Origin of the sequence: Tenacibaculum sp. MAR_2010_89, assembly GCF_900105985.1 — a bacterium.
In the GTDB taxonomy this organism is placed as follows: domain Bacteria; phylum Bacteroidota; class Bacteroidia; order Flavobacteriales; family Flavobacteriaceae; genus Polaribacter; species Polaribacter halocynthiae.
Genome location: NZ_FNUB01000005.1, coordinates 3104342 through 3120835 on the forward strand (window position 1 = coordinate 3104342; position 16494 = coordinate 3120835).

Annotated in this window: 19 protein-coding genes; 15 read left to right on the forward strand and 4 right to left on the reverse strand. The window is 27.9% G+C overall.

Annotation, left to right across the window (positions count from 1 at the left end):
* Positions 1–45: 45 nt before the first annotated feature.
* Together BLV71_RS16970 and BLV71_RS16975 are read left to right on the forward strand one after the other, a co-directional pair.
* Entirely contained in the window at positions 46–318 is a 273-nt protein-coding gene (locus BLV71_RS16970; protein WP_093871695.1) for an HU family DNA-binding protein, read from the forward strand.
* 121 nt (positions 319–439) lie between these two features.
* Entirely contained in the window at positions 440–1216 is a 777-nt protein-coding gene (locus BLV71_RS16975; protein WP_093871696.1) for a pentapeptide repeat-containing protein, read from the forward strand.
* Between the two features lie 58 nt (positions 1217–1274).
* On the opposite strand, the gene BLV71_RS16980 is transcribed toward BLV71_RS16975, so the two are convergent.
* Positions 1275–2450, reverse strand: coding sequence for a THUMP domain-containing class I SAM-dependent RNA methyltransferase (locus BLV71_RS16980; RefSeq protein WP_093871697.1), 1176 nt, complete (start codon positions 2448–2450; stop codon positions 1275–1277).
* A gap of 113 nt (positions 2451–2563) precedes the next feature.
* Here BLV71_RS16980 and BLV71_RS16985 point away from each other — a divergent pair, with 113 nt between their 5' ends.
* From BLV71_RS16985 to BLV71_RS17025, 9 genes are all read left to right on the forward strand, one after another.
* Positions 2564–3292 (forward strand): class I SAM-dependent methyltransferase, encoded by a 729-nt coding sequence (locus BLV71_RS16985; RefSeq protein ID WP_093871698.1) that lies wholly within the window; start codon positions 2564–2566, stop codon positions 3290–3292.
* Positions 3289–3975: a ZIP family metal transporter gene (locus tag BLV71_RS16990; RefSeq protein WP_093871699.1), complete on the forward strand. Its 687-nt coding sequence runs from the start codon at positions 3289–3291 to the stop codon at positions 3973–3975. Before BLV71_RS16985 ends, BLV71_RS16990 begins: the two co-directional genes overlap by 4 nt.
* 97 nt (positions 3976–4072) lie before the next feature.
* Positions 4073–4474 (forward strand): hypothetical protein, encoded by a 402-nt coding sequence (locus BLV71_RS16995; protein WP_093871700.1) that lies wholly within the window; start codon positions 4073–4075, stop codon positions 4472–4474.
* Positions 4475–4627: 153 nt separating this feature from the next.
* The gene (locus tag BLV71_RS17000; protein ID WP_093871701.1) at positions 4628–6337 is read left to right on the forward strand and encodes a tetratricopeptide repeat-containing sensor histidine kinase; all 1710 of its coding nucleotides are present in this window, start codon (positions 4628–4630) and stop codon (positions 6335–6337) included.
* 62 nt (positions 6338–6399) lie between these two features.
* Positions 6400–6993 carry a hypothetical protein gene (locus BLV71_RS17005; RefSeq protein WP_093871702.1) on the forward strand — a complete coding sequence of 198 codons (594 nt, stop codon included), beginning with the start codon at positions 6400–6402 and terminating at the stop codon, positions 6991–6993.
* Positions 6994–7026: 33 nt separating this feature from the next.
* Entirely contained in the window at positions 7027–7668 is a 642-nt protein-coding gene (locus BLV71_RS17010) for a response regulator (protein ID WP_176974431.1), read from the forward strand.
* Positions 7669–7741: 73 nt separating this feature from the next.
* A complete protein-coding gene (locus BLV71_RS17015) occupies positions 7742–8140 on the forward strand; it encodes a hypothetical protein (RefSeq protein WP_093871703.1) in 399 nt (132 codons plus the stop codon).
* Positions 8141–8144: 4 nt separating this feature from the next.
* A complete protein-coding gene (locus BLV71_RS17020) occupies positions 8145–8519 on the forward strand; it encodes a hypothetical protein (RefSeq protein WP_093871704.1) in 375 nt (124 codons plus the stop codon).
* Positions 8516–9424: a hypothetical protein gene (locus BLV71_RS17025; RefSeq protein WP_093871705.1), complete on the forward strand. Its 909-nt coding sequence runs from the start codon at positions 8516–8518 to the stop codon at positions 9422–9424. Before BLV71_RS17020 ends, BLV71_RS17025 begins: the two co-directional genes overlap by 4 nt.
* Before the next feature lie 29 nt (positions 9425–9453).
* Here BLV71_RS17025 and BLV71_RS17030 read toward each other — a convergent pair whose 3' ends face one another.
* From BLV71_RS17030 to BLV71_RS17040, 3 genes are read right to left on the reverse strand one after another with little or no spacing between them, the layout of a single operon-like run.
* On the reverse strand, positions 9454–9822 hold the full coding sequence (locus BLV71_RS17030; RefSeq protein ID WP_093871706.1) for a cupin domain-containing protein: 369 nt from the start codon (positions 9820–9822) through the stop codon (positions 9454–9456).
* A gap of 44 nt (positions 9823–9866) precedes the next feature.
* Positions 9867–10427, reverse strand: a complete 561-nt coding sequence (locus BLV71_RS17035) for a hypothetical protein (RefSeq protein ID WP_093871707.1) — start codon at positions 10425–10427, stop codon at positions 9867–9869.
* A gap of 48 nt (positions 10428–10475) precedes the next feature.
* Positions 10476–11993 (reverse strand): helicase HerA-like domain-containing protein, encoded by a 1518-nt coding sequence (locus BLV71_RS17040; protein ID WP_093871708.1) that lies wholly within the window; start codon positions 11991–11993, stop codon positions 10476–10478.
* Between the two features lie 86 nt (positions 11994–12079).
* Here BLV71_RS17040 and BLV71_RS17045 point away from each other — a divergent pair, with 86 nt between their 5' ends.
* The 4 genes from BLV71_RS17045 (at position 12080) to BLV71_RS17060 (ending at position 16445) form a co-directional block, all read left to right on the forward strand.
* A complete protein-coding gene (locus tag BLV71_RS17045; protein ID WP_093871709.1) occupies positions 12080–12712 on the forward strand; it encodes a 7-carboxy-7-deazaguanine synthase QueE in 633 nt (210 codons plus the stop codon).
* A gap of 185 nt (positions 12713–12897) precedes the next feature.
* Entirely contained in the window at positions 12898–13578 is a 681-nt protein-coding gene (locus BLV71_RS17050; protein WP_093871710.1) for a carboxypeptidase-like regulatory domain-containing protein, read from the forward strand.
* A 12-nt stretch (positions 13579–13590) separates the two neighbouring features.
* Positions 13591–14595 carry a transglutaminase domain-containing protein gene (locus tag BLV71_RS17055; RefSeq protein ID WP_093871711.1) on the forward strand — a complete coding sequence of 335 codons (1005 nt, stop codon included), beginning with the start codon at positions 13591–13593 and terminating at the stop codon, positions 14593–14595.
* Positions 14596–14645: 50 nt separating this feature from the next.
* Positions 14646–16445 (forward strand): DUF885 domain-containing protein, encoded by a 1800-nt coding sequence (locus BLV71_RS17060; protein ID WP_093871712.1) that lies wholly within the window; start codon positions 14646–14648, stop codon positions 16443–16445.
* Positions 16446–16494: the final 49 nt, after the last annotated feature.

A 16494-nucleotide genomic window follows, 5' to 3' on the forward strand; every position in this document is an offset into this window, starting at 1 on the left:
TATTAAGCAAAAAACATTAATTAATTTTTAAAATCCATTTAAATTATGAACAAATCAGATTTAATCGATGCTATGGCTGCTGACGCAGGAATTTCAAAAGCTGCTGCTAAAGCTGCATTAGATTCTTTAACTTCTAACGTAACTAAATCTTTGAAATCAGGAAATAAAGTTGCTTTAGTTGGATGGGGAACTTGGTCTGTATCTGAAAGAGCTGCTAGAACAGGAAGAAACCCTCAAACTGGTAAAGAAATTCAAATCGCTGCTAAAAACGTTGTTAAGTTTAAAGCAGGTGCTGGTTTAAGCGACTCAGTGAACTAAGATTTTTAAAAAATCATATCTATATAACAGTATTTAGGCAACTAAATACTGTTTTTTTTTATAATGTGTCACGTTTTAAAAAAGACACTGTCTTTAAAATATAAACATTAAAACAACACTTATGAAAAATATACTTACAATCATAGCCGTTTTATTTTCTACTACATTCATTTTTAGTCAAAAAACAGTCAATGCTTCAGATATAATGAGAGATATAAAAAATGGTAAGACCATTGAATACTCTAACACTATTATTAAAGGTGAATTAGATTTTACTTTTATGGATAAAGCTTTACCTAAATTACCTAAAAGACGTAAATGGTGGAATAATGGAGGCTCAAATACTATAGAAAAACAAATTAGTAATAAAATTGTTTTTAAAAACTGTACTTTCAAAGATGATGTACTAGCATACATTCCTCATGAAGATAGTGGTTATACATTCATCGCTAATTTTGAAAGTATTACTGTTTTTAAGAATTGTAATTTTGAGCAAAAGGCAATGTTTAAATACTCTGATTTTGAAAGAGATGCAGATTTCTCTGGCTCTAAATTTAATAGTGATACAACTTTTAAGTATGCTAAATTTGACAGAGGTATCTCATTCAAAAACACCTATTTTGATGAACCAGCTACCTTTAAATATTCTGATTTCAATGAATTTGTAAGTTTTGAAAACTCTGTTTTTAATGAAACCGCAACTTTTAAATATACAGAATTTAATGATGGGGTTTCTTTTAATAATGTGAAATTTAAAGAAGATTTAAACCTTAAATACACTAAAGTTACTGGAGAATTTGATATAACAAATATGGAAGTTTCCTATGATATAAACTCTAAATACACCGATATAAACGGAAAAAGTTTCAGTAAATACTTATTGAAAAGTAGACAATAAATTCTGTAACAATAACAAAAAAAAGCTGTTGTAAATTTACAACAGCTTTTTTTTGTTATTATTCCTCTTCATACGAGGTATTCTTTTTTGCTTTTTTACTTCCTTCGTATAATTCGTATTTTACAAAACGACAATCTAAATCTGCATTTTTAAGAGGCACTCGTTTTGACGTTCTTAAACCAACATGTTTTAATGCTTGTATATCTGAGGTTATTAACCAAGCAGTAGAATTACCATAATTATGCTTTAAAGTATCCCCTATCTTCCCATAAAACTCTTCTACATCAATATTTAATCGCTCTCCATAAGGTGGATTAAATAAAATGGTAGTTTTACCAAACACTTCTTTTTTAGAGTTAAAGAAATTTACATGATGCACCCCTATAAATTCATCTAAGTTAGCATTAATTATATTTTGTTCAGCTTTTCTTACAGCAGACGGAGCCTTATCAAAGCCCATAATTTTAAAGTGTGAACTTCTTATTTTCTTTAATAATGAATCTTGAATTACAAAATACAAATCTTCATCGTAGTCTTTCCAATTTTCAAAAGCAAAGTGCTTACGATTAATATTTGCAGGTATTTGATTAGCAATCATTGCTGCTTCAATCAAAATAGTTCCAGAACCACACATAGGATCAATAAAATTCTCTTCACCTTTATATCCAGATAACAATACTAAACCAGCTGCTAAAACTTCATTAATCGGGGCAATATTAGTAGCACTCCTATACCCTCTTTTATGCAAAGAATCTCCAGAAGAATCTAATGAAATTGTTAACCATTCTTTATGAATATGGATATGAATTTTTACATCTGGATATTTTAAGTCTACATTTGGGCGCTTTTTATACTTATGCATGAAATAATCAGCAATAGCATCTTTCGATTTTAAGCTAATATAATGTGAGTTAGTAGTAAAATTTCTAGAATTTACAACAGCTCCAATAGCAAAGGTTCCTTCTACATCTAAAAAGCGTTCCCATTTTATACGTTGTATAGCTTCATATAAATCTTCTTCATCAAAAATTTTACTCCTTTTTATAGGTTTTAAAATCCTAATAGCTGTTCTTAAAGCAATATTTGCTTTATACATAAACCCTTTATCTCCTCTAAAAGAAACATTTCTTATTCCTTCTTTTACTTCTTGAGCACCTAGTTTACGAAGTTCATCTGCTAAAACACCTTCTAAACCTGCCATAGTTATGGCTGTCATTTTAAAATCTTTCTCCATGTATACCTGTAAAATTTCGTTACAAAAGTACTGCTAATTTATCTACTTATGAATTTTTATTCTTTCATCTTATAAAACGTAAGATTTCATTATTTTTGCTGACTCTTATTATTATGGATACAAAAAAAGATTGGTTTACTTCGTGGTTTGATACACCTTACTATCATATTTTATATAAGCATAGAAATGATACTGATGCGCAATTTTTTATGCGTAACATTACTTCTTTCTTAAAACTAAAGAAAAACAGCTCAATTGCTGATGTTCCTTGCGGTAAGGGAAGGCATTCTGTTTATCTAAATTCTTTAGGGTACAATGTTAGCGGTGGTGATTTAAGTACTAATAGTATTCAACATGCTAAAGAATTTGAAAATGATTCTTTAGAGTTTGAAGTATGGGATATGCGTAAACCTATTGAGAATAAATACGACGCTATTTTTAACTTATTTACTAGTTTTGGATATTTTGAAGATGACAATGATGATATTTTAATTTTACAGAACTTCAAAAACGGGCTAAAAAAAGATGGTGTTTTAGTTGTAGATTTTTTAAATGTTGAAAAAGCAAAAGCTAATTTAATACCTGAAGAAGCAAAAACTATTGACGGAATTAAATTTAATATAAAAAAAGAGATTAAAAATGGTTTTATTTTAAAGCATATTTCATTTTTTGCAGACAATGAGGAACATACCTATACTGAACAAGTAAAACTTTTAACTTTAGAAAAAATGCACCATTATTTTGAAAGTGCTGGATTAAAAGTTAAGCATGTTTTTGGTAATTATGCTTTACAAGATTTTAACAAAGAAACTTCTGACAGATTAATACTAATTGCTGAATGAGTTATATTTTATTAATACTTTCTGTTTTATTAGGTTCTTTAATTGTTTTATTTATAAAACCTAGCAACACCTTTGTAAGGTTATTACTTGCTTTTAGTGGTGCCTATTTACTATCTGTTACAGTTTTACATCTACTTCCTGAAGTATATACACAAAATACGAACATTAAATTAATTGGTATTCTTATTTTAGGAGGTATCTTAATACAATCTGTATTAGAATCATTTTCCAAAGGGGCTGAACATGGTCATGTTCACATACATTCTGATAAAGAAAAATTCCCTTGGTTATTATTTATCAGTTTGTGTATTCATGCCTTTTCAGAAGGACTCCCTATTCATGACCATGAAGGTCATCAACATAATCTTTTATGGGCTATTTTTATTCATAAAATACCAATTGCTGTTGTTTTAACTACTTTTTTAATAAAAACTAAATACACTAAAAAAACAATGGTTCTTTTTTTAGGTTTGTTTGCATTAATGAGTCCGTTAGGTATTTTTATTTCAGAAAAAATTACTTTTTTCACAAAATACCACTCAGAAATTACTGCTTTTACCATTGGTATATTTTTACACATTTCTACTATTATCCTATTTGAGGGTTCAGAAAACCATAAATTTAACTTACAAAAATTCACTGCTATTTTACTAGGAATCATACTTACTATTATTACTGTATAAGATTTTTACTTATATTTAGGTAGTTTAAAGTACTTACTTGTAGGTAATTTTTTTATATCAAAAAAGTTGAACTTTGAAAGTAAATAAAACTTATATTATGAATGCAAACAACTACACTTACTTTCTTGAAGTAAAAGCAGGAAAGTTACATAGTTACTTTAATCTCAGGAATAAATTAATAAACTTACACATTTCCGTACCAAATATTGATTTTGATATTATTAGTACTTACTTTTTGGGAGCAAACAAAAAAGAGAAAGCTATAATTGTACACATTTCCGATCAAACAAAAAAAAGGATTTGTAATAATACAGGAGGAAAAGTATTGTTAAAAAAGAGAATCTATTTTTCTGAAGTGAAACCTACTCTATCTGGTGAGATTCTTGACCTAAATAAAGATGATAAACTTAAGGTTTATGTAATTAATGATTTTCCAACAGATTTTGATAATAATAAAGTACGCTATTTTTCAAATTTAAGAAAAAAAATTTACAACTGATCATTCATGGGGTTGTGGAAACACAATACTTAACAATTATCCTTTAACAGAAAAATCAGTAACAGAAAACATTAAATTTTCATCAAGCAAGGATGAATATGCGATGCCAGAAGAAGCTGGAGGAGGAGTAATTGTTGCTGGACCATAAATTATATGTCAAAAAATCTATTAAAATATTTCATAAATACTGTTATAGCTTTTTTTGCTATATCAGTATTTTCTATTAATCAAATTAAAAAAGATTCTTCCTATATATACTTTACTGAAGGAATTAAATCTATTAAACTCAATAAAGCTGACTTAGCATATAAATATATTTTAAAGTCAAAAGAATTATATTTAACAAGAAAAAAAATTGACAGTGTTTTTATTTGTAATATAGAATTATATGACATTGTAAAATCTCAAAAAAAGCTAAATAAAGACCCGTTACAATACTTAAAAGAAAACCAGCAATATAAAATAACAGATACCGTATGGGTTATTGCTTTAAAAAACAGATTCGCTTCCTATTTTTTTAATCAAAACTCCCCTATAACTTCAGCAAAATATTATAAAGAATCTTTAAAGTTATGTTTTAAGATTAATAGAAAAGATTATGCTCAGAATACTTATACTAATCTTGGTTTGTTATACTCTATTAAAAAGCCTGATTCTGCAAGTTATTTTCTAAATAAAGCTTTAAATACAACTTCTGTTAATAACCCTGATAAACTAATTGGTATATACATAAACCTTATCAATTTATATCAAAAACAAAAAAACTACCGTAAAGCTATAGAAATTCTTGAAAAAACTAAAAACTTAAAACTTTCTCAATATGAAGTAAAATATCAAAAAATAATTTATCAAAAATTAGCTGACTGTTACCAACAAATAGGCAATTATCAAAGAGCATATAAATATCAACAAAATTATATTTTATATAAAGATAGTTTAAATACAAGCCAACAAAACATAGCAATTGCTAACCTAGATAAAAAGTACAAAGTAACAGAAAAAGAAAAGGAAAATTTACAGTTAAAGCAAGATAACTTAATCAATGAGCAACAAATAAAACATGGTAAAAATTTATTTTATGGTGCTTTAGCTTTTTTAATACTTGGCGGAATAATTGGTTTTCTTACTTTAAAAAACTCTCGTAGAAAACGCTTATTAGCAGAACAACAAAACCAACTAGAACAACAAAAAAATCTTACTTTACTTAAAGAACAAGAATTAAATACCATTAATGCTATGATTGAAGGGCAAGAAAAAGAACGAATACGGATTGCTGAAGATTTACATGATAATATCGGTAGTGTGCTGGCTACTTTAAAACTTCATTTTGAGAACCTACAATTAAATCGAGAAAAGAAACACTTCAATCAAGAAAAGTTATACAAAAAAACAGAAAAACTAATTGATGAAACCTATTTAAAAATAAGAAGTATTGCTCATGCTAAAAACTCTGGCGTAATTGCCAATAAAGGATTACTAGTTGCTGTTAAAATAATGGCTGAAAAAATTTCTGATGCAAACAAGATAAGTATTGATGTTATTGATTATGGTTTAAACAAACGCCTTGAAAATAGCTTAGAAATAACCGTTTTTAGAATTATACAAGAATTGACTACTAATATTATAAAACACTCAAAAGCTACACATGCAAGTATTAATATTTCTCAATTTGAAAATACTTTAAATATTATTGTGGAAGATAATGGGAAAGGTTTTGATTATAATAAAATAGCTATAAATAAGGGCATGGGAATTGGATCTATTCAAACTCGTATTAAACACCTTAACGGAACCTTTGAAATTGACTCTACAAAAAACAAAGGAACTTCAATTATTATAGATATTCCTATAAACAATACCTAATTGTAAGTATTTCTAAAGGGGTTTAGTTTTATTATCTTTGGTTAACTCCCAAAAATAAAAAAATGAACTTCTTTATTAATTTTTTCATATCAATAGATCAACTTGGTAACGTTCTTGCTGGAGGAAATCCTGACAATACTATTTCTTCTCGAATAGGATATTATACAGAAGAATATTATCCTTCTAAAAAAGTTCCTTTGAAATGGACGTTATTCAAAAAAATTATCAATTTTACATTTTTTCCTATAGATGGACATCAGCATTGTAAAGAAGCCTACTTTAATGATGCAGGTGAAGAATTTGATAAAGACACAAACGATATTGCTGTTGCAATTTTAGCTATAATAATTATTATAAGCTGTTTTTTTATAATAATCTTACTCTATACCTTATATGCTTTTAGAATTGTCTCTCCAAAGAAAATTAACAGAACAAAAAACATAAAGCAGCGACTACGAATAGCAGAAGCTAAACTAAAAGGTGTGTATTCAGAACTAAATCAATACCAAGTAACAGTTGATACTGAATTAGATGAAATAATTGATGAAACACAAAATACAATAGAAGAAATCGCTCAAAAAAATGATGGGATATTAAACCTAAAACAAAGACTCCAAAACTTTAAAATAAAGAAACAAAACACAAACAATAACTAGAAGTAGAAATAGGTAACTATAAAATAAAGAAATATGATTACTATAGCCATGGCAGAAGACCATCAAATGTTAATTGATGGTGTAAAATCTTTTTTTGAGTACGATGATGAAATTTCTATTATAGGCGCTGTAAATAATGGCGAAGATTTAGTAAAACTAGTTTCTTTAAAACAACCTAAATTAGTAATCACGGATATTAGAATGCCTCGTATGGATGGTATAGAAGCAACTAAAATTATAAAATCTAAATTTCCTCATATACGCGTATTAGCCATGACTATGTTTGATCAGCCAAAAGCTATAAAACAAATGTTAGATGCTGGTGCTACCGGTTACTTATTAAAAAATTCTGGTATTAAAATGCTTTTAAAAGCAATTGTAGCCGTTGCAAATGGTGAAACTTTTTTTGATCCTAATGTAGCTTTTAATTTTATGAACAATTACATCGATAAAAATGTAATTATAGGTAAAACAGAAAAAGTGATACTCTCTAACAGAGAAAAAGAAATTTTACAGCTAATTGCAACCGGAAAAACTTCAAAAGAAATAGCTGATGTTCTATTTATTGCTAAAACTACTGTAGACACACATAGGAAAAATATGATCCGTAAACTAAATTTATCTAATGGAAATGAATTAATAAAATACGCCATTGATAAAAAGTATCAATTTTAAATTACTTATTCATAGGTATATTACAACATCTAACTATAGCATAATTTTGAGTATCTAATCAAACTCATTTATTATGCTATTTATCAGCTTGAAATTATTACTTCCTAGCTTTCTTGGAGCTGTTGGACAAGAGGTTTTACATTGGTATAACCTTAGTAAGTCATTAGGAAATAATGTAAAATTATTTTCATCCAAATCCTACTGGATTATCACAACCATATCAATTATCTTTTTTGGTTTAACAGCCAGTTATTTATCCGAGTTTATTAATATTCCAAAAATTGAAGAAAACACTAAACTCTTTATAACTGGCCTGTTTTACCCACTAATAGCTAAACAATTATTAAAGATAGTAACCATAATGAAACCTAATAGAATTGACCAGAATGGACATAGAGAATCCGATGTTCTTATAAAATCATTAAAAAAGAAAGATAGCTTTAACCCAAAAGATTATATAACTAAATATTAAAAAAATGAAACAAAGAATTTTACTATCATTTGATTCACAAGAATTAAAAGAATTTAAAACCGTTATTAACAACAGTAACAATCAAACGTTACAAAACCTTGTAAAACTCGTTACAGAAAGACAGGATACAGATGAGTTCATTAAAAGAAAAGTTTTTGAAGCTCTTTCAGATTTAAGTAACTGTGATATTGATGAAATAAAAGTCGATCAAAATCTAAAGAATCACTTGGGGCTTACTATATATCATAAAAAATCATTAAAAACCTACTTTCAACGAATTATAAATGAACTTAATGCCAATGCTATAATTTCGGTAAGAGAGTGTGAAATTTTAACGAATGTATCGACCTGCATTCAACTTATAAAATCTAAATTATGAAAACTATTAACATTATTAATGTAGTCTTTTTTTTGTTCTATAGTTCTATTATTTTAGGGCAACAAAAACAAAAAAAAAGCCAAAGTATTTTCAACCGTATCTCTTTAAGAAAGTCATTTCAAAGCACAAACTCAACAGCAGAACCTGCCACTATAACCTATACTAAATCAAAAGGTAAAAGTAGTTCATGGCTTTTAGATGCAGCTATTGGTGTTGATCTTACTCCTCGAGATTCAATAAAAGCAATTAGTTTAACCTCTTATTTTGAGTATCATAAAAATACACTTATTAACGAAGAGCAAAATAACTGGTTAACTGGATTAGCTCTTGAATGGTTAATTTTCGATATACAAAAGAAAAATTGGACTCCTATTCTAATTTCTTCTATAAAATATAACAAAGATAATTTTAATGATGTTTCGTCATTTCAAGGAAGTTATTATTTCACTACAATATTTAAAAGAAAGTCTAATCTTAAATACTTTTGGATTCCAAATAATATTGTAAACATAGGAAAATCCATTCAGTTTAACTACACTCCTTATTTCGGAATAGAAAATGAAAACAGGATCTCAACCAATCAAGATTCTAACAATGGAAGTATTTACAGAGCATATTTTAGAGTAACTCCATATTTAAGTATTTTTAAATCTTATAAAAAACTTAATAAACTATTTGACATCACTGCTGATTGGCAATATCGATATAACCTCTATGAAAATGTAAGTAGTTTAAATAGAAAAAATCACAAGTTCTTTTTTATAAGTGCTAACTATATCTTTTTTTCAAATAATGATGGAAATAAGACTGCTAAGATCGGTTTAGATTATACAAACGGAGGAAACCCCACTATTGGTTTTAAAGAGCAATCATTTTATGCCGTTAGTCTTAAGGTACAGTTATAAAATATTAAGAGTAATATATATACAATATGTTACTCTTTTTCTCTATTAACCAAATTCATAGAAAATGCAGGTAAACAAATAGCTAAGTACTCACATTCACTATCAAAAGGATTTGAATATTGAACACGAACATTTTTCTCAATCTTTATAGATTGACCAGCTTTAAGAACAACTATATCTCCATCAATATTAAATTGTTTTTTCCCTTTAATCACATAGGTATACTCTTCAAATTTTGGGGTTTGAAAAGGTTCACTCCAACCAGCTGGTGCCACCATATGTGCAATGCTTACTTCAGAGTTTTTATCAGTAGCATTCCCAAAGTGCTCTTCTATTAATTTACCATCTGTAGTTGGCACTACAAAAGGACTTGTTTGAATTGTATATTTTTTACTCATAAAAAAAACAAAAGTCGAAACTAAGTTTCGACTTTTTTAAATTTTTAGTTAAACCAAATGGTTAATGATTTAATTTTAGCTAAATCAGGAATTTGTTCAATACTTACTTTTTGTGTACTAAATTCTTTCAATCCTAAATCTTCTTTATCTATTGCAACAGTAGCGTTAAGTTCATCTATAAATAAGGTTGCTGATGAAAAAGACGATTCAACTTTACTAATTTTATTATTAGCATTTATTTCTTGAAAAGTTGAGTTAATATTTAAACCTGTTTTTGTTTTAAACCTGTCATCAAAAATTTCAATACTTTTTATTGTTGATGTTGAATCTAGTTGTTCTTTAGGAATAATAGTAAGTAAATGCTTCCCTCCTTTTTCATAAACTAAGTATTTATCATCATCTTGAAAGAAATTATTCCCTTTAGCTCCTTCACTCAATATCTTTACTACAGAGTCTTTAGCAAAAAGATTATCAACTTCTTGTATCGTAGTTTTAACTGTAAGCTTTCCTACTTTTCCTTTAGCAATATCATATTTATTGTTGCTACATTGTATAAAAACAATAGAAATTAATGCTATAGCTAATGGTTTATATAGTTTTATCATGTAATTTATTTTAATTATAACGTTTTTTCCTTTTAAGAAATTATATTTCTACATTACTTTTTTTAATATTCCAAATACACTCCTAATAAACGTTGCACTTGTTAGTACTTTAATAATAGGATTCATACGTGTACTTCTACTTCTAGAAGATGACTTTCTTCTTGTTTTCTCTCTTTCCTTATAATCGTCTTCTTCTGTTTTTTCTTTATTTATTCTTTTAATTTTTTCATTTAATAACTCATAAGCACTTTCTCTATCTACAGTTTTATTGTATTTAGAAATTAATTTAGAGCTATCTATAACTTCATCAATTTCTTTTTCAGTTAATATATCCATTCTGCTCATTGGTGCTCGTAACATAGTTCTAGCCAATGGTGTAGGAATCCCTTTTTCATTTAATACAGATACTAAGGCCTCACCAATTCCTAATTGAGTTAGCACTTCTTTCGTATCATAATATTCAGAATCTGGGTAATTCTCTGCTGCTAATTTAATAGCTTTTCTATCTTTAGCTGTAAAAGCACGCAAAGCATGCTGTATTTTCATACCTAACTGCGCTAAAACATCTTCAGGAACATCTTTTGGATTTTGTGTTACAAAATATAATCCAATTCCTTTTGATCGAATTAACTTTATAATACTTTCAATTTGACTTAATAAAGCCTTTGAAGCTTCATCAAATACTAGATGAGCTTCATCTATAAAAATAACTAACTCAGGCTGACCACTATCTCCTTGCTCTGGAAATGTTTCATAAACCTCAGCCAACAACTGTAACATAAATGTTGAAAATAGTTTTGGCTTATCTTGAATATCTGTTAAACGCAATACAGAAATTACACCTTTTCCATTTTCATCAATACGAGTTAAATCATCAACTTCAAATGATTTTTCTCCGAAAAACAAATCTCCACCCTGCTGCTCTATTTCAATAACTTTACGTAAAATTGCTCCAGTACTTGCTGTTGAAATTCTACCATACTCTTCTTTAATCTCTTCTTTTCCTTCATTTGTTACATATTGAAGAATTTTTTTAAAGTCTTTTAAATCTAATAACGGTAACTGGTTGTCATCACAATATTTAAAAATAATGGCAACAATACCAGACTGAGTTTCTGTTAAGTCTAAAATTCTAGAAAGTAAAACGGGGCCAAATTCAGAGATCGTAGCACGCAATTTAACTCCTTTTTGCTCTGAAATTGTTAAAATTTCAATTGGGAATTTTTGTGCATCAAATGGAATACCAATTTTTTCATGGCGTTCATCTATTTTTGGATGTCCAGGACTAGCTTGAGCCAATCCACTTAAATCTCCTTTTACATCCATCAATAATACAGGAATTCCTTTTTCTGACATATTTTCAGCCAAAACTTGCAATGTTTTGGTTTTTCCTGTACCTGTAGCACCAGCAATTAATCCATGGCGATTTAACATTTTCAAAGGAATGTTAACCAATGCATTCGTTACTGTTTCTTCTCCTAACATTCCAGCTCCCAAGGTGATAAAATCTCCTTTGCTCTTATAACCGTCATTTATATACTTATAAAATTCTTCTGTTTTACTCATATTTTTTTGAAGTTCATTCGTAAAAAACACGTAAAAATAACAAAAAACATTCATTAATTTTTAATGTTGCCTATCTTTGCACACTTATGTTGAAAAAAGAGATTCAAGAGTTGATCGATAAAGGTGAAATGCTTCCACTAATGGAAGAGTTTTACACCATTCAAGGAGAGGGGGCGCATACAGGTACTGCAGCTTATTTTATTCGTATTGGAGGTTGTGATGTTGGTTGTCATTGGTGTGACGTTAAAGAAAGTTGGGATGCTAATTTACACCCTCCTACTCATACAGATACAATAGTTGAAAATACTAGTAAGTATGCAAAAACTGTTGTTATTACAGGTGGTGAACCTTTAATGTGGAGTTTAGACTATATAACTAATCAGCTTCAAGAAAAAGGTATTAAAACACATATTGAAACTTCTGGTGCTTATGATTTTTCTGGAACTTGGGATTGGTTTTGCTTGTCTCCAAAGAAAAACAAACTACCTTTAAAACGTTCATATGAAGAAGCAAATGAATTAAAAATGATCATTCATAATAAAAATGATTTTCAATTTGCTGAAGAACAAGCTAAAAAAGTTGGAGAAAAATGTAATCTTTTTTTACAACCAGAGTGGAGTAAAAAAGAAAAAATGACTCCTTTAATTATCGATTATGTAATGAATAACCCTAAATGGCGTATTTCTTTACAAACTCATAAGTACTTGAACATACCGTAAATTATTTTTATAAATAAAACTAAAAAGCCTCTTTGATTTATTTTCAAAGAGGTTTTTTGGGTTAAAAAAGTTTACTCTTCAAAACTTACACTTCACTCATTAAGAAGTATCGTTTCCTAATTATTGGTTTTAAATATTTAGAATAAAATATAGGTTTGATCAAAAATCAATTAAAATTAAAAATTATGAAAAATCAATTTACATTAGGAATTAACAAGCCTTGCTCTGAAGACTTTAATCAATTTACACCTACTAATTCTGGAGGGTTTTGTGGTTCTTGTGAAAAAAACGTTATCGATTTTACCAAAATGAATTCCAAAGAAATCATTAGCTACTTTAAAAATAATGATTCTAAAAAAACTTGTGGAAGATTTAAAAAACATCAATTAAAAACATATTCTGAGACTACATATTTACATAAAAAACAAAGTTTAATTGGAGGGCTAGCTCTAACAATTATATCATTATTTATTCCAAATACGGCAAACGCTCAAAAATGTAAACAGCCAACAGAAATAATAATTCAAAAAAACAAAAAACTTAAACTTAAACCACAAAATAATGAAGTTACTATAAAAGGGTTTGTTAAAGATGAGTCAGGCCCATTACCTGGTGTTAGTGTTCTTTTAAAAGGTACAACAATAGGCACAGAAACAGATTTTGATGGTAATTTTGAGTTTCCTAAACAACTAAAAAAAGGAGATATTTTAATTTTTAGTTTCGTAGGAATGAAAACAGAAGAAGTTATTATTACTGATAAAAACTTTACTTCAAAGAAAAAAATTGATGTTACTATTAAAAGTGAAGCATGTATATTAATGGGAGAAGTTGCTATAAAGAAAACTTATTCATCAAAAAGGAAATAAAACTAAATTGCTATGAAGAAAATTTTGCTCTTTATTTTTCTAAACTTAACTTATTTTGCAAACTCCCAAGTTTCTGATTTTAAAAACATCAACTTTAAAAAGGTTGAAAATATTGTTAAAACATACAAATACGAAAGATTAAATAATTTACCTCAACTATCTTTTAAACTTACTTCTAAATTAAATGGTGATGTAGAAAAGTTTAGAGCTATTTACCTTTGGGTTACATCAAACATTAAAGGTGACTATACCCTTTCTCGTAAAATAATAAGGAAAAGAAAACGACTCAAAAACGATAGTATCGCTCTTTACAATTGGAATAAATCCATAACATCAAAAGTTTTTAAAACACTACGAGAAAAACAAAAAACAATATGTACTGGGTATGCTTATTTAATTAAAGAACTTGCTTCACTTTCCAATATAGAATGTAAAATTATTAATGGCTATAATAGAACATCAACATCTAATGTTAATTCTTTTGAGCTTATAAATCATTCATGGAACGCAGTAAAATTAAATAACAAATGGTATTTATGTGACCCTTCTTTATCTAGTGGTTATACAAATGAATTTTATACATTCATATTTGATTATAATGATGGATATTTTTTAACTGAGCCTTCTTTGTTTTCTAAAAATCATTATCCTCAAAATAAAAAATGGCTATTGGGCTCGAATATTTCAAAACAGGATTTTATTACTTCTCCTCTTATTTATGATGACGCTTTTAAGTATAAAATAACTCCTATTACTCCTTCAAAAATGAATATTGAAATAAAGAAAGGAGAAGAGATAACTTTTAAATTTAAAGCATTGAAAAAAATTACTACAAAAAATATAGCATTAGTATCATATATTGGAGTAAATGAAAAACATCATAAAATTTATAATCTTAGAAATGTAGATAACATTATTACTTTTAAGTTTAAAGTCAATAAAAAAAGGAATTATGATCTTCACTTAAAAATTGATAATGACGTAGTCATGACATACACAATGAAGCTAGTTCGCTAAAAATAAAATTTCTTTTTTGGTATATTTGTTGGCAATCAAAGAACATTATCATGAAAAATATATTTGTATCAGTAATTACTGCTACGCTACTTTTTTCTTCTTGTAAACAAGAAAAAAAAGAAACCACAAATTTAGTTACTAAAACTCAAAAAGTAAATACTGATTTTGACAACTTGTTAAAGGAGTACAATGAACGAAAACTACGTTTGTTTCCTATAAGTGCTACACAAGCTGGAGATGTAAGATATAATGATAAGTTCCCTAATAGTTTATTAACGGAATATACTTACAAAACTGAATCTTTTTATGACTATTTTAAAAGTAAACTTGAATCTTATAAAAATAGTGATTTATCAGAAAGTCAACAAATGAGTAAAGCTGTACTTGCATGGGATTGTGATATTGCTCTTGCTCAAAATAGCTTTAAAAACGATTTATTGATGCCTATTAATCAAATGTGGACTATTAATCTTACCATCGGACAATTTGCAAGTGGAAGTAGTTCACAGCCATTTAAAACAGTGGTAGATTATAAAAATTGGTTACTTAGGTTAGATAGCTATAATAATTGGTTAAAATCTGCTAAAGAAAGAATGCAAGAAGGAATTAAAGAAGGTTATATTTTACCAAAATCTTTAATAAAAAAAGTAATTCCTCAATTTAAAGTATTAGCAAATACTACCCTAAAAGATCATTTATTTTATACTCCTATTAAAAACTTTCCTTCTAAATTCTCAAATGAAGAGAAAGAAGAGTTATCAAAAAAGTATACTAACATCTTAAATGAAAAATTAATACCTTCTTTTAAAAGTTTATATAATTTCTTAAAAACAGATTATTTAAAAGCAGGAAGAAAGGATAGTGGTATTGATGGAGTTCCTCAAGGGAAGGAATATTATCAACATGCTATTAAAAAGTACACCACAACTACTATGACTGCTGATGAAATTCATAACCTTGGCTTAAATGAAGTCGGTCGTATTTTATCTGAAATGGAAAAAGTTAAAGAGCAAGTTGGTTTTAAAGGGAGTTTAAAAGACTTTTTTAACTATGTGCGTGAAAACAAAGAGTTAATGCCATATACTACTCCTAAACAAATCATTGACAATTTTAATGCGATTCATGAAAAAATGAAGCCGCAATTAGAGAAATTATTTGGAAACAAACCAAAAACTGGATTCATAGTTAAACAAACTGAAAAGTTTAGAGAAGCTTCTGCAAGCGCAGAATATAACTCTGGCTCTTTAGATGGAACTAGACCTGGTGTTTTCTATACTCCTATTCCGGATGCAACAAAGTATAATGTATTTTCTGATGAAGCGCTATTTTTACATGAAGCTATTCCAGGGCATCATTATCAAATATCTTTAACACAAGAAAATAAAAACTTACCTGATTTTAGAAAAACTTTATGGTACAGTGCTTATGGTGAAGGTTGGGCACTATATACTGAAAACTTAGGTAAAGAATTAGGTTTATACACTGACCCTTACCAATATTTTGGAATGTTAGGTATGGAAATGCATCGTGCGATTCGTTTAGTTGTTGATACTGGGATGCACGCTAAAGGATGGAGTAGAGAAAAAGCGATTGAGTATTCATTAAATAACGAAGCAGAATCTGAAGCTAGTATTATTTCAGAAATTGAACGCTATATGGCAAATCCTGGCCAAGCCTTATCTTATAAAATTGGGCAATTAAAAATTAGAGAGTTACGTGCTAAAGCTAAAAAAGTACTAGGTGATAAATTTGATATTCGTGAATTTCACAATCAAATTCTAGAAACTGGTTGTATTCCCCTAGCTTTACTTGAAAACAAAATAAATAAATGGATTACTTCTTTAAAGTAATTTTCTTATTCATAAATTTTAAAAAATCCACTTTTGTTAACTCAAAGTG